Raw genomic sequence first — 14,331 nt, 5'->3', positions numbered from 1 at the left:
CCATGGCACCGATCAACAATGACCAAGCCGACCGGGACGCCATCGAAGCCGAACTCGACTCGACCCTGTTCGTGGAGGCTGGGGCCGGATCGGGCAAGACCACCGCGCTGGTGGCCCGAGTTCTCTCCCTTCTCGACACCGGCATGGCCATGGAGAACATCGCCGCCATCACGTTCACCGAGAAGGCCGCCGCAGAGCTGAAGAACCGCCTGCGCCAAGAGCTCTCTAAGTCTGGGCGACACGCTGAAGCCCTCGACCAGCTAGACGGCGCGGCCATCACCACCCTTCACGGCTTCGCCCTGCGCATCCTCTCCCAGCACGCTATCGAGGCCGGGCTGCCCGCCCGCCTCGAGGTGAGCCCTACCGAAGCATTCGAAGACCGCTGGGTGGAGTTCCAGAGCCGGCTGCTGAGCAGCTCCGACCAGGAGCACGCCCTAGCTCTGGCCCGGATCTTGGGCCTGAACATGGGTCACCTTCGGGAGCTGGCTCAGCACCTCGACAGCAACTGGGACTTGGTCGCCCGGGAAATGGCCCAGCCACACCCCACTGGCCCGATCGAGATTCCCGATGTCAGCGGATTCCCCGGCTGGTTCGACGAGGTGGCCGCGCTTTCGATGTACTGCACCGACCCAACCGACAAAATGCTGCCCAAGCTCGAGGCCATCGCCGAGCGGGCCAATCTGCTGCGGGGGGCGGCGGGTGACGAGGACCAGATATTGCGGCTGCTGTTTATCCCCGGGCTGAGCTTCACCAGAGCGGGCCGAAAGGGAAGTTGGCCCGACGAAGACAGCGATGACCCGTCATTGGATGATGTGGTCGCCCAGTTGCGAGAGCTGGGTGACGCCATCAAAGTCCTCCGAGCCCATGTGGCTGATGTCCTAATCGAGCGGCTGACTCTGGAATTTGCGGCCTTCACCCTCGAAGCCGCCGAGGACCGTCGTCGCCTGGGGGTGTTGGAGTATCACGACCTGTTGGTTTTGGCCCGAAACCTGCTGCGCCACCCTCAGCACGGCGAAGACATCAGAGAGGCGCTGGCCGGGCGCTATCAGCGCCTGCTGCTCGACGAGTTCCAAGACACCGACCCCATCCAGATCGAATTGGCCAAGCTGATCGCCGCGTCCCCCGACGACCACCGACACTGGGCGGAGTTGCAGGACGAGGCGGGGCGGCTGTTCTTCGTGGGCGACCCCAAACAGTCGATCTACCGATTCCGACGAGCCGACATCGCCCTGTACACCCAAGCAGGACATGCCCAAACCGTGAATCGAAAGACGCTCACCCGCAATTTCCGGTCGGTCGAGCTCATCCTGGATTGGACAAATGCCCTGTTCAAGGAGTTCATGGCCCCGCCCAGCCCCTCGAAGCAGCACGTCCAGCCCGACTATCAAGCGCTCGATGCGGTTCGGGGATCGCCGCCGGAGGGACCACCGGTGGCGGTGCTCGGCCGGGAGCACCCCAAGGGGTCCCGGGCCAGCGGGTTGCGAATGATCGAAGCCCAAGAGGTGGCCCAGGCCATCTTGACCGCGGTCGGCCAAGGTTGGTCGGTGGGCGGCGGCCGGGACGAGAACGGCCACGAACTGTGGCGACCGGCTCGGCTGGAGGACATTTGCATCCTGCTGCCCACCCGCACTTCGCTGCCTCAGCTTGAGCAGGCGTTGGAAGCACAGAGCATCCCCTACCGGATTGAGGCGGGCTCGCTGATCTGGTCCAGCCAGATCATTCGGGAGGTGATGGCGGTGGTGAGGGCGCTGGCCGACCCCACCGACGAGGTGGCCCTGGTCAACGCCCTGCGCTCCCCCGCCTTTGGCTGCGGCGACGACGATCTATTCACATACAAGGTGGCCTATCGGGGCCAGTGGAACTACACCGCACCCCGGCCCAACCAACTCCCCGAGAATCACCCGGTGGGCGAAGCCATGGCATGGCTGGCCGACTTACAAGCAAAGGCGCGCTGGCTGAATCCCAGCCAGATTCTCGAGAGCATCGTGCGGGAGAGGCGACTTATGGAGTCGAGTTGCTTCGGCCAGCACCGGGCTCGGGATGCGTGGCGCAGCCTCGACTTGGTTGTCGACCAGGCTCGCCAGTTCGAGGAATCCGGAGGGCGGGGATTGCGGGAGTTCGTCGCCTGGGTGGAGCGAAAGATCGGAGAGCGGACCAGAGAGACCGACGTCATCTTGTCGGAGACCGATGACGACGCGGTGCGCATCACCACCATCCACGCCGCCAAGGGCCGGGAGTTTCCCATCGTTATTCTGTCGGGGACCTACGCCCGGAGCCGTCCCATGTCGGCCCGGGTGGTTTGGCCGTCCAAAGGCGGTTTCGGCGTGCGCTTCAGCAACCTCTTGCGAACCAAGTCGTTCGCCGAGCATCAAGATGAAGAAGAGGAGATGGAGCACGCCGAGCGGGTGCGTTTGCTCTATGTGGGCCTCACTCGGGCTATGGACCATCTGGTCGTTTCGACACATCGCATAAAGCGAAGTGAGAACAGCACTGCCAAGCCATCGATGGCCGAGATGGTGGTGGAAAACGCCGCCTGGCTACCAGAGGCCGAGTGGGTGCCGGAGCCCTTGCCATCTGAAGAACCCGACACTCCCCTCGAAGCATCCTTTTCGACATGGCAGAGCGAGCGAGTGCAGATCATGGCCGCAGCGAGCAAGCCATCAATCATGAGCGCCTCGAAAATCGCCTGGCACGAGACCGAAGATGAAGACATTGCCGGCCTAGCCAAGGACGGACCCACAGACGGCGATGACAATCGGTCGCCGCTGCGTAAGGGTCGTGGCGGAACCCAGATTGGCAGCGCGGTTCACGGCGTATTGCAAACCGTGGAATTGGACGCCGATCCCGACAGCCTCGGTCCGGTAGCGGTGGCTCAAGCCGAGGCCGAGGGCGTCTCCCAAGCCCAGAGCACGGTTTTGGCCCTGGCTCTGTCCGCGCTGGAGTCCAACACTGTGCGGGAAGCGGCTGGCTCGGAACACTGGAAGGAGCTGTTCGTGGCCGCCCCGGTGGATGACACTGTTGTGGAGGGCTACATCGATCTGCTCTACCGCGGCCCCGAGGGTTTGGTGGTGGTGGACTACAAAACCGACGACATCCACGACGACGAGATTCTCCAGGCCAAGGTCGACCGCTACCAGCTCCAGGTGGCTGCGTATGCCTTGGCAGTGGAGCAGGCAGTAGGCGAGGAAGTGGCCCGCTGCGTGCTGGTTTTTGCCCGCCAAGGTCAAGACGCAAGAGAAGTTGTCATCGCCAGCGACGATCTGGTGTCAGCCCAACAAGAAGTCCGTCGACGGCTGTCAGTGGCTGCGGCCTGATAGGAAAAGAGCGATGTTCACACTGGTGGTGATGGCTGCGGGGCTGGGGTCGCGCTTCGGCGGCACCAAACAGCTGGCCCAGGTAGGGCCGAACGGCGAGGCGTTCTTGGACTTCGCCATCGCCGATGCCCGAGCCGCCGGAGCCAACCGAGTGGTGCTCATTGTGCGTAGCGACATCGAGGCCGATGTCCAACGGCACTTCGAGACCAGCGGCGGCCTGCCCACCGATCTCGACGTGGCCTATGTGCGCCAAGACGAGCACGGCCCATCGCGGCCCAAACCATGGGGCACGGCCCACGCCGTGCTATCGGCCTCTGAGGCCGTGACCGGCCCATTCGTGGTGTGCAACGCCGACGACTACTACGGCCCCACCGCCTACGCCGCCCTCACCCAAGCCATGCAGACCATGGCCGACAACGAGGGCTGGCTGTGCGGCTATCACCTCGACCGCACCTTGCCAGCGGAGGGCACCGTGACCCGCGGCGTGTGCCAGGTTGAGGGCGACCGCCTTGTCGGCATCGTCGAACAAGAAGGCATCTCCCGAGCCGACAACGCATTCTCGGAAAACACCATCGTGTCCATGAACCTGTGGGCCTTCTCCCCTGCGTTCCTAGACGCCCTTCGAGACGGATTCACCCGCTTCCTCGACGAACACGGCGACAGCCCCTCGGCCGAATACCTCCTCCCTACTGCGGTGGCCTCAGAAATGGAGAAGGGCGCCCTCACCGTCCGAGTAGTCACCACCGACGAGACCTGGATCGGCGTCACCAACCCCGACGACCTCGAAATCGCCCGCACCGCCCTCAGGTCCCGCTAAGCCGTGCCTGAGCTGCCCGAAGTCGAGACCATCCGCCGCCAACTGGCACCCCGACTCAAGGGCCGCCATATCCAAGATGCCCACTCCCACGAATCAGAGAAGTTCACCCCGGCCATAGAGGCCATCGGCACCACGATTCAAGGACTGAACCGCAAAGGCAAATACCTCATTACAAGCCTTAACGACGGTCGAGAACTCATCATCCACCTGGGCATGACCGGCTCCCTAACCATCACCCCCGCCATCCCCGACGACTCCTACATCCGGGCCTGGTGGCAACTCGACGACAGCGAATACCTGGCCTATCGGGACGTCCGGCGCTTCGGCCGAATCCGCTGTGTGCCCGCCGGCCAATACGACGCGATTCCCACGCTGGTCATCCAAGGCCCCGACGCCCTCGGTCCCGAGTTCACCCCGGAGGGCTTCTATTGGGCACTTCGCAACAGCCGCCGCCGAATCCCCACTCAACTCCTCAGCCAGAAGCCGGTGGCCGGTGTCGGCAACATCTACGGAACCGAGGCGCTTTGGATGGCTGGCATCCACCCGGCCAAGCGTCGAATCAGCCGGCTAGCAGCTGAAAAACTCCACGCCGCGCTCGTAGAGGTGCTCAAGGCCGGGCTTGCCGATGGCGGCACCACGCTGAGGGACTACCGCAACGCCGACGGCGGCGAGGGGAGCCACCAGAATGTGCTGGCCTGCTACGGCCGCTCGGGCCAACCTTGTCTGCGCTGCGCCACTCCACTCCAACACCGCACTTACGACGCCCGCACCCTTACTTTCTGCCCCCAATGCCAGCCGCGCTAGCGTCCCACGAGCAAAGGGGACGACTATGAGCGATGAGATGACCGACGAGCAGAAGGAAGCGTTCGTCGCCAAGCTCCGAAAGGAGGTCGGGAATACCGGCACTCCGACAATCGCTCGGGATCCGGTGAATCAGCCCATGATCCGCCACTGGTGCGATGCCATGGAGGACGCCAACCCCCTCTACACCGACCCAGACGCGGCCAGTCAAGGGCCCCACGACGAGATCGTCGCCCCTCCGGCGATGCTCAATGCCTGGACCATGATCGGCCTGATCCCTCGAGTCAACGATCCCAAAGACCCGGCTTCCGGGGTGTACGCCATGTTGGACGAAGCCGGGTATGTCGGGGTGGTGGCCACCAACTGCGAACACGTCTATCACCGCTATCTCAAGCTGGGCGACCAACTCACCGGCGTCGTCAAGCTGGTTGAGGTGTCGGAAGAGAAGCAGACCGCGTTAGGCATCGGCCATTTCGTCACCACCGAGACCGAGTACCACGATCCGCATGGCGACCACGTGGGATCAATGTTCTTCCGCATCCTCAAGTTCCGCCCCGGCACCGGGCGAACCGCCAGCACCGGGGGCGACGGAGACTCCGACACACAGCGTCCCCCTCGTCCCCGTCCCAGCCGCAACCAGGACACCGACTTCTTCTGGCAGGGCAGCCGGGTCGGAGAGCTGCGCATCCAGCAGTGCCTCAAATGCGGGAGCCTCCAGCACCCGCCCGGTATCCGCTGCCCGGCCTGCGGGGCCACCGACATGGGCTACATCACAGCCTCTGGGAAGGGCACGCTTTATTCATACGTAGTGGCCCACCATCCCCGAGTTCCCTCATTCGACTACCCGCTGAACATCGGACTGGTGGAGTTGGAAGAGGGCGTCCGCCTCGTCACCAACATCACCGACTGCGACCCCGACCAGCTCAAGGTGGGCATGCCGCTCCAGGCCTGGCACATGCAGACTCACGAAGATGTGAGCCTTCCGGTGTTCCGACCCGCCCGAGTGCCCCGTAATGCAACCACGCTGACATTCGACGAGGTGAGCGTTGGCCACGAGCTGCCCCTGTGCCCGATCCCGCTCACCCCCACCCTGATCGTGTCCACCGCTATCGCGTCACGTGACTACCAGGATGTGCACCACGACCGGGATATGGCCATCAAGAAGGGCTCCGAGGACATCTTCATGAACATCCTCACCTCCAGCGGCCTATCGGCCCGCTACATCAGCGACTGGGCCGGGCCCGACGCCGTGTTCAAGAACCTGAAGATCCGCCTGGGCGCGCCCAACTACCCCTATGACTGCATGACGATGTCGGGATCGGTCACCGCCAAACGGGAAGCCGACGGCGATGCCATCGCCGAAATCTCATTCCGGGGGCAGAACAGTCGGGGGCCTCACGTGACCGGTACCGTCGACCTGGCCTTGCCCCGAGCGTAGGAGGATGCAATGAGCCTGAAATACGCCTACGAATGCGCCATCGCCGGCATCGGTGCCACACCGTTCACCAAAGACTCGGGCCGCACGCCGATGGACCAGGCTGTGGAAGCCTGCCTGGCCGCCTGCGAAGACGCCGGGCTTCCGCCTGAAAAGGTCAACGGCTTCGTGACCTACTCAGCCGAGCAGAACCCCGAGATCGAGGTGGCCCGAAACCTGGGCATACCGGAGCTGACCCACTTCTCCATGGTCCACCACGGCGGCGGAGCGGCCTGCGGGGTGATCGCGGTGGCCTGCCAGGCCATTTACTCCGGCGCAGCCGACTACGTGCTGTGTTACCGGGCCTTCAACGAGCGCTCCTGGCACCGCTTCGGGGCCGGGGTGCAGGACCGGCCGGCCGGTGCCGAAGCATCAGAAGTCAGCTTCTCGTGGAGCTCCCCCTTCGGTCTGGTTACCCCGGCCTCCTGGGTGGCCATGTTCGCCTCCCGCTACATGCACGAGTACGGGGCCACCACCGAAGACTTCGGCCGGGTGTCGGTGGTCGACCGGGCCTTCGCGGCCACCAACCCCTATGCCCACTTCTTCCAGCGGCCCATTTCCCTCGAAGACCACCAGAACAGTCGATGGATCGTGGAGCCGCTGCGCCTCCTGGACTGCTGCCAGGAAACCGACGGTGCCCAAGCCCTGCTGGTGACCACCGCCGAGCGGGCCAAAGACCTCCAGCAGAAGCCAGCGGTTATCGCCTCGGCCGCCCAGGGCGTCGCCGAGGACCAGCACATGATGAAGAGCTACTACCGGGACAGCATCACTGGCATCCCCGAGATGGAGTTGTGCGCCCGCCAGCTCTACCAGTCGAGCGGCCTGTCGGCCGACGACATCCAAACCGCCATCATCTACGACCACTTCACCCCGCTGGTGCTGCCCCAACTCGAAGAGTTCGGGTTCTGTGATCGAGGCGAGGCCAAGGATTTCATCCGCGACGGCCATCTCGAACGGGATGGCCGCCTCCCCATCAACACCAACGGCGGCCAGCTCGGAGAGGCCTACATCCACGGCCTCAACGGCATCGCTGAAGGCGTGCGACAGATTCGGGGCACCTCGGTCAATCAGATAGACAACGTGGAAAACGTGCTGGCTACCGCGGGAACTGCGGTTCCCACCAGTGCGCTCATACTGTCCCAGCCTCTCTGACTCTTGGACCCGCCAGGCATTCGGCATCTCCTGCATTCCAATTGGCATCTCCCGACCCCTCAGCCCATTGGAATGTGTATGATCCCGGCTGACAGAATGATCCAAGACAGGACCTAACGAAAGAGGCCCAACTATGGAATTCAGCCACGACCGCTCAGGCGACACTCTGGTCGTCAACGCTTCAGGCCGGGTAGACGGATCCAATGCGTCGGATTTCCTGGAGTCGCTGCAAGGAATGTTCGATCCCGGCGACCAGAAGATCATCCTGGACCTTGGCGGCCTTGAATACATCAGCAGCGCGGGGCTTCGTGTGCTTCTGATGGCGGCTCAGAACCTCGACAAGCAGAATAAGTCCTTCAGTATCTGCTCACTGACTGAGGCAGTGGGCGACGTCTTCCGCATCAGTGGCTTCGATCAGATCATCAACGTTTTTCCATCGGTAGACGACGCCAAACAGGGGTAAACCCTTGACCGACACCTACAAGATCCTGGTCGTCGACGACGAGCCGGATCTTGAACCTCTGGTCCTTCAGCGGATGCGGCGGCAAATCCGCGCCAACGAGTACGAGTTCGTATTCGCTTGCGACGGAGTGGATGCACTGGAGAAGCTCAACGCCGATCCGACCATTGACATGGTCCTGTCCGACATCAACATGCCCAAGATGGACGGCCTCACCCTGCTCCAACAGCTTCCCGACGTCGACCCCAATCTCCGGGCAGTGATCGTCTCGGCCTACGGCGACATGGACAACATTCGCACCGCCATGAACCGGGGTGCATTCGACTTCGTCACCAAGCCCATCGACTTCGACGACCTGAAGATCACCATCGCCCGCACCCTGGATCATTTGGCCGAATGGCGGGAAGCGCTGGCATCGCGCGACCAGCTCGTGGCCCTTCAAAATGAGCTGAGCATCGCCAGCCAGCTCCAGCAGTCCATTCTGCCCGCCATTCCCCCCGAGACAGATGGGTGCGAGGTGTCGGCCAACATGGAGCCGGCTCGCAACGTGGGCGGCGATTTCTACGACTACTTCAAGCTCGACAACGAGGTCGGACTCGTTGTGGCCGACGTGTCCGACAAGGGCATCCCCGCATCGATGTTCATGATGTCAAGCCGGACCGCGCTCAAGGGTGCGGCCATCGGTGTGCGTGAGCCGCAAATGGTGCTGACCGAGGTAAACAACCAGCTCCAGCAAGACAACCCCACCTTCATGTTCGTCACCCTGATCTACGCTCTGTTCAACCCGGAAACCGGATTGCTCACCTACTCCATTGCCGGCCACGACCCACCGATGTTGATAAGGGCCGACGGCTCGGTTACCGAGTTGCCGCTCACCAAGGGAATAGCCCTGGGCATCGCCGCCGATGTCGTCTATACCCAGGAGTCGGTCACACTGGAACAGGGCGACACCGTGGTGCTGTTCACCGACGGCGTGACCGAGGCCATGAATGCCGACAACCAGCAATTCGGCTTGGGACGGTTGACGGAGGTGTTTGAAGGCAAACCGCCCGAAAACGCCACCGAGGCCAACGAGGCGGTGTTCGAATACGTGCGGAACTTCGCTGGCGATGCCCCTCAATCCGATGACATCACCTGCCTCACACTGCGACGCCCTTGATGTTAAATCCTGTCCGCTCGCAGTCCGCCGCAAGGGGCCGCTGAAATGCAGCGATCTCTGCACCTGTCTCACCCTCCGGAACAGGGCCACCCCTCGGATGTGTTGCCTCTGATCGAAGACTTGCTAAACGAGATGGCCGAGGCCGACGAATGGCCGATAACTCTGACCATGCACGCCAATTTGATTCTGGAAGAGTTGGTGCTGAACACCTTGACCCACGGTGACACCAGCGGTCTCACAGAGATCGACCTTGAGTTGGAGTCCAAGGACCACGCTCTGACGATCCGCCTCACCGATGACGGGTCGGCCTTCAACCCGCTTACCGACGCTCCCGAACCCGATGTCACCCTTCCCCTGAATGAGCGCCCGATCGGAGGCTTGGGGGTCTATCTTGTGCGGACCATGGGCGAAGAGTTGGAATATCGCCGGGAGAACGACCGCAACCACCTAAAGCTCGTCGTACGCCCCGAGTCGTGAGGGATTCGGCGCTGAGAATCCTGCGCAAATTGCGGTTCGCCGGCCTGGCAATCGCTGTATCCGCCGCAGTTCTGGGGGCGTGCGGATCCGACTCGACTGACCCCGCTGCCCCTGGTGCGACCCCCACGGTCGATGCAGGGAGCACGCCTGTCGCGCCTGCCAGCACCGACACCCCCGGTGTGTTCGACGACCGAGTGGTGTTCGGGCAATCAGCGGCATTCAGCGGCCCTGCCCAAGAGTTGGGCATCAACATGAACCTGGGCATAATGGCGGCGTTCGAAGAGGCCAACCGAAGTGGCGGCGTGCACGGGCGCAGGTTGGAACTCGTCACTCGAGACGACGCTTACGAGCCCGAGGCGGCCATTACCAACACCCAGGCCCTCATCAACGACGAACAGGTGTTCGCCCTCATCGGCGCGGTGGGCACGCCTACGTCGCGCTCGGCCACTCCAGTAGCAGCCGAAGCGGGCATCCCCTATGTGGCCCCGTTCACTGGGGCCGGCTTTCTTCGCGACGACAACTGGAACAACATCATCAATCTCCGGTCTTCCTACGCCCAAGAGACTGAGGAGATGGTCGAGCGGCTGACTACCGATCTGGGGGTCACCCGTATCGCGGTGATGTTCCAAGACGACTCCTTCGGCCGAGCCGGCTACAACGGTGCGCTGGCTGCACTCGAGCGCCGGGACATGGAACTCGTGGCCACCGGGGTATACCCCCGCAACACCACCGCGGTGAAGTCGGGACTGCTCGACCTGAGGCTCGGCAATCCCGAGGCAGTGATCATCATCGGCGCTTACCAGCCGGTCGCCGCCCTCATCACCTGGTCCCGCCACATCGGCTTCGATCCCATCTTCATGACGGTTTCCTTTGTGGGCAGCAACGCGTTGGCCGATGAACTGGGAGCGGGCGGCGAGGGTGTGTACGTCACCCAGGTCATCCCGTTCCCCACCGACCTGTCGATTCCGGTGGTGGCCTCCTATACCGCGGCCTTGGAGGCATACGATCCGGCGGCTGAACCGGGGTTCGTTTCCCTGGAGGGCTACATGGCCGGCCGAATGGCCATTGCTGGGCTGGAGGCGTGCGGTGCTGGTCTCACCCGCGACTGCTTTTTGGAAAATATTTTGGGTGCCGGACAATTCGACATCGACGGATTCGCCCTTGACTTCGGTGACGAAGCCGACCGAGCGGCAGACAACCAGGGTTCGGACGCCGTTTTCTTGACCGTGATCGACACCAATGGCAGCTACCGGCCAGAGGCATCGATGGGAGAAGTCAACCCGTGACCGAGACGAAGAATCCTCCAGATTCGGCCCCGGGAGATTCCAGCGCCCAAGCGCAACGGCCCGCGATCCACCGCCGTATATCCAGCCAGCTCTACGCGGGGATCTTCGGCGCGGTGGTTCTGACCATTGTGGCCAGCGTCGTGAGCTGGATCTCCTTCAACAACGTAGATAGCAGCCAAAAGCGTGTGAGCGAAGAGAGCGTTCCCGAGTTGGCCGGCGCGTTCAGCCTGGCCGAGTTTTCCAACGCGCTGGTGGCCGCCGCACCCCGGCTCACCACCGCGGCCCCCGACCAGTTCCCGGCTATCTCCGCCGAGGTGACCGCCGCCTACCAGGAATTCCAAGAGCGCTTCGAACCGCTGCTGCGCGATAACCCCGACGACGAGAACGTCCAAGGAATCGCCGAGGCCGCCGATGCACTGTCGAGGAACATCGCCACGATTACCGCGGACATGCCCCACTTCTACAGCTTGAGCAGGCGCATTGAAGGACTCCAAGTGCAGATTCCCTTCCTGCACGACCAGACCCAGGGCATCATCATCCCCGCCATTGACGATCAGCTCTTCTTCCAGGTCACGGGCTACCGAGATCTCGACACCGAGCCGACCGATGCCATGAGCCGAACTTCGGGAGACGAGCTCCTCCTCTACCGCCACCTCAACGCCTTGCAGGCCGATGTGGCTCAAGTAACCGAGCTGATGGGCAGCGCCCTCATCGCCTCCGAAGCTGACTTTGTGGAGCCGCTCATTGAGAGCTTCGAGTCGACTACCGACCGGATCCAGATCAGCTTGACGGCCATCGCTGCCACCGAGACCGCTCCGGGGCTGGATTCGGCGGTTAACAGCCTCCTGCGACTAGGCATGGGCAACAGCAGCGCCTTTCAAGCGTCCGTCGACCGCTTGGAGATCATCGAACGCCAAGACAGCCTGCTTGCCCAGAACCAGGCCATTGCGGTGGATCTTCTCTCCGAGGTCAACGCCATCGTTCAAACCGCCCAGGCCGGGGCCGACCAAGCCACCGAGGACTCTGCGCAATCCATCAGCACGGCTCGAATCCTGTTGGTGCTCATCAGCGTCATCGGGGTGATCGGCGCTGGGCTTATCAGCTGGCTCTTCGTGGGCCGCGTTCTTTTGCGCCGCATCGGGAGGCTTTCCGGTCGCATGCGGACTCTGGCCAAGGGCGAGCTGGAAGAAGAAATCGAGGTCGTAGGCCGCGACGAGATCGCCGAAATGGCATCCGCGCTAGAGGTCTTCCGTCGCCACGCGTTGGAAATCCAGCGGCTGAACTTGGTGGAGCAGTTGGCCCAGGAGTTGAGCGAGCGCAATGACGAGCTGCAAGAGGTGTTGGAAGAACTGAGCCAGGCCCAAGATCAGATCGTGGCCCGGGAGAAGTTGGCCGCGCTGGGCGAGGTCACCGCCGGCGTTGCCCACGAGATCCGCAACCCGCTCAACTTCATCAACAACTTCTCCGCGGCTTCGGCCGAGTTGCTGGAAGAGATGGCCGAGGTCTACGAGGACATAATCGACAATCTCTCCGATGAGGACAAAGACCTCATCGAAGAAATCAACCAAGATCTCAACGACAATCTTGAGCGCATCCAATCCCACGGAAAGCGGGCCAATCGGATCGTTCAAGACATGCTGTTGATGGGCCGGGGCGGGGGCGAGACGCAGATGACCGACATCAACGACCTCATCCACGAGCATTCGCTGCTGGCCTATCACAGCGCCCGAGCCCAAGATCCCGAGTTCCAAGTCTTGTTGGAGGAAGAATTCGACCCGGACATGGGGCAGTTGGAGGTTGTCCCTCAAGATCTCGGAAGGGTGTTCTTGAACTTTGTGGCCAACGCCGGCTACGCCACCAACAAGAAGCAAAAGGAATTGATCGACGCCGGAACGGTGGGCGACTACACCCCCACCGTCGTGTTGAAGAGCCGACGCACCGACGAAAACGCCATCCTCAGCGTCCGGGATAACGGCAGCGGAATCCCTCCGGACGTGGCCGCCAAGATCTTCGATCCGTTCTTCACCACCAAGCCCACCAACGAGGGCACCGGGCTGGGCTTGGCGCTGTCCAACGACATCATCCGTGAGCACGGTGGCACCATCACCGTTAACTCCGAGCCGGGTGAATTCACCGAGATGGTGGTGGAACTGCCGCTGACCCGGGCCAAGACCACCCCCCTAGTCGGAGACGGCGACGGAGACGGCACTGGCGACGGTGCGGGCGACGGCGCTGGCGAGGGCGACGGCGCTGGCGAGGGCGACTCAGACGACGCTTAGCTAAGAATCTTCATCGGGCAGGTCTGAGCAGCGCACCGCCAATGGCAGCCGATGCGCCTCCGGCATAGGCCACAAAGAGGCCCGCACCAACTCTGCCGCCCTCAGCGTCCAAGTCGTCATCAATGGCCAGACCCTCGGCGAGGCAGAAGCCCATAACGGCCAATCCCACCACCAAGGCCGGCAGCCACATCATCTGGGTGTTGCCGGCCAGCACCCCAACCAGCAAGGTCCACAGCATCGCCGCCGCCAACAGAACCAGCAACCAGGTGTCGGCCACACTGCCAAGGCCCAGCAACCACGGAATGTCGCCGTCTAGCACACCCCGCGTCTGCGATTCGGCATCAGACCACGGCAACAGCAGCCCCGCTATCAGCATGGCCATCGCCGCGCCCATAAAGGCAAGCCCCGCTCTCAGCTGACCCGGAGAGTTCCGCCTGCCGTTTCCCCCACCCAGGATCCCAACCGGTACTCCTGGTGGATCAGACCACGATTCCCCATCCCAGAACCGATAGCCGCGCTGTCCCTGTTCGGCATACCAGCCCGGCGGCGCCCGGCGAATCGGCGGATCGCTCATCCCGATTCCATGTAGTCGGTATAGCGCACATCGCCTTTGGACAGATCGAAGGTCAAATGCTCTCGCATATCCCCGATCTGGTCGACGATCACCATTCGACGGGCAAACCGCCACTGCCCGTCGACCAGTGCGAAGTTGTCTTCATAGCGGCCGGCCACGATGGGCTGGAGCGCCAGAGCATCCGTTCCCTGGTGAACGGCGAAGTATGAGCGGGCAGAGGCCGACTGCCCGTGGTCGGCCACCTCGACGACCACATTGCTAGCCACGTGCCGGGTGCGCAGCGTGCCGTCATCGTGGACTTTGTTGGTGGCCCGGTAGAACGCCGCCACATCATCACCCGACATGGCGTCGTCGGGGTCGACCGCACTGGTGGAGGTGAGAACCCCGTGAGAGAAGAGCTCGCCAAGCTCGTCAAAGCGAGCCAAGTCCACGCATTCGGCGTAGGTGTACATAAGCGCCTTGATCGAACGCACTGCCTGCTCGCCCGTAGTCACGGAAGCAAAGCTAACCCACGCCAACTGGCTGCGGCCCGGTAGCG

The 14,331-nt window shown here is 62.9% G+C and carries 12 protein-coding genes; 10 read left to right on the top strand and 2 right to left on the bottom strand.

Going from position 1 to position 14,331, the window contains the following annotated elements; genetic code table 11:
• Positions 1-2 precede the first annotated feature (2 nt).
• The 10 genes from ACOGXH_RS02565 (at position 3) to ACOGXH_RS02520 (ending at position 13,219) form a co-directional block, all read left to right on the top strand.
• Complete coding sequence (locus ACOGXH_RS02565; protein ID WP_419927551.1) at positions 3-3,314, top strand: UvrD-helicase domain-containing protein; 3,312 nt, start codon at positions 3-5, stop codon at positions 3,312-3,314.
• 13 nt (positions 3,315-3,327) lie between these two features.
• Entirely contained in the window at positions 3,328-4,131 is an 804-nt protein-coding gene (locus ACOGXH_RS02560) for a nucleotidyltransferase family protein (protein ID WP_419927550.1), read from the top strand.
• Between the two features lie 3 nt (positions 4,132-4,134).
• Positions 4,135-4,935, top strand: coding sequence for a bifunctional DNA-formamidopyrimidine glycosylase/DNA-(apurinic or apyrimidinic site) lyase (gene mutM, locus ACOGXH_RS02555; RefSeq protein WP_419927549.1), 801 nt, complete (start codon positions 4,135-4,137; stop codon positions 4,933-4,935).
• Between the two features lie 25 nt (positions 4,936-4,960).
• Entirely contained in the window at positions 4,961-6,370 is a 1,410-nt protein-coding gene (locus ACOGXH_RS02550) for an OB-fold domain-containing protein (RefSeq protein ID WP_419927548.1), read from the top strand.
• A gap of 9 nt (positions 6,371-6,379) precedes the next feature.
• Entirely contained in the window at positions 6,380-7,558 is a 1,179-nt protein-coding gene (locus ACOGXH_RS02545; RefSeq protein ID WP_419927547.1) for a lipid-transfer protein, read from the top strand.
• Positions 7,559-7,691: 133 nt separating this feature from the next.
• Positions 7,692-8,021 carry an STAS domain-containing protein gene (locus ACOGXH_RS02540; protein WP_419927546.1) on the top strand — a complete coding sequence of 110 codons (330 nt, stop codon included), beginning with the start codon at positions 7,692-7,694 and terminating at the stop codon, positions 8,019-8,021.
• A 4-nt stretch (positions 8,022-8,025) separates the two neighbouring features.
• Complete coding sequence (locus tag ACOGXH_RS02535) at positions 8,026-9,177, top strand: PP2C family protein-serine/threonine phosphatase (RefSeq protein ID WP_419927545.1); 1,152 nt, start codon at positions 8,026-8,028, stop codon at positions 9,175-9,177.
• A 45-nt stretch (positions 9,178-9,222) separates the two neighbouring features.
• Positions 9,223-9,654: an ATP-binding protein gene (locus tag ACOGXH_RS02530; RefSeq protein ID WP_419927544.1), complete on the top strand. Its 432-nt coding sequence runs from the start codon at positions 9,223-9,225 to the stop codon at positions 9,652-9,654.
• Complete coding sequence (locus ACOGXH_RS02525; protein WP_419927543.1) at positions 9,651-10,940, top strand: ABC transporter substrate-binding protein; 1,290 nt, start codon at positions 9,651-9,653, stop codon at positions 10,938-10,940. Before ACOGXH_RS02530 ends, ACOGXH_RS02525 begins: the two co-directional genes overlap by 4 nt.
• Positions 10,937-13,219, top strand: coding sequence for a sensor histidine kinase (locus tag ACOGXH_RS02520; protein WP_419927542.1), 2,283 nt, complete (start codon positions 10,937-10,939; stop codon positions 13,217-13,219). The genes ACOGXH_RS02525 and ACOGXH_RS02520 overlap by 4 nt, the downstream gene beginning before the upstream one ends.
• 10 nt (positions 13,220-13,229) lie before the next feature.
• Here ACOGXH_RS02520 and ACOGXH_RS02515 read toward each other — a convergent pair whose 3' ends face one another.
• On the bottom strand, positions 13,230-13,793 hold the full coding sequence (locus tag ACOGXH_RS02515; protein ID WP_419927541.1) for a hypothetical protein: 564 nt from the start codon (positions 13,791-13,793) through the stop codon (positions 13,230-13,232).
• Positions 13,790-14,287, bottom strand: a complete 498-nt coding sequence (locus tag ACOGXH_RS02510; protein ID WP_419927540.1) for a nuclear transport factor 2 family protein — start codon at positions 14,285-14,287, stop codon at positions 13,790-13,792. The genes ACOGXH_RS02515 and ACOGXH_RS02510 overlap by 4 nt, the downstream gene beginning before the upstream one ends.
• Between the last annotated feature and the right edge of the window lie 44 nt (positions 14,288-14,331).

The sequence above is a fragment of the Candidatus Poriferisocius sp. genome (assembly GCF_965208355.1).
Lineage (GTDB): Bacteria > Actinomycetota > Acidimicrobiia > Acidimicrobiales > Bin134 > Poriferisocius.
The sequence above is the reverse complement of the archived record's forward strand: the minus strand, read 5'-3'. Positions and strand labels throughout refer to the sequence as shown.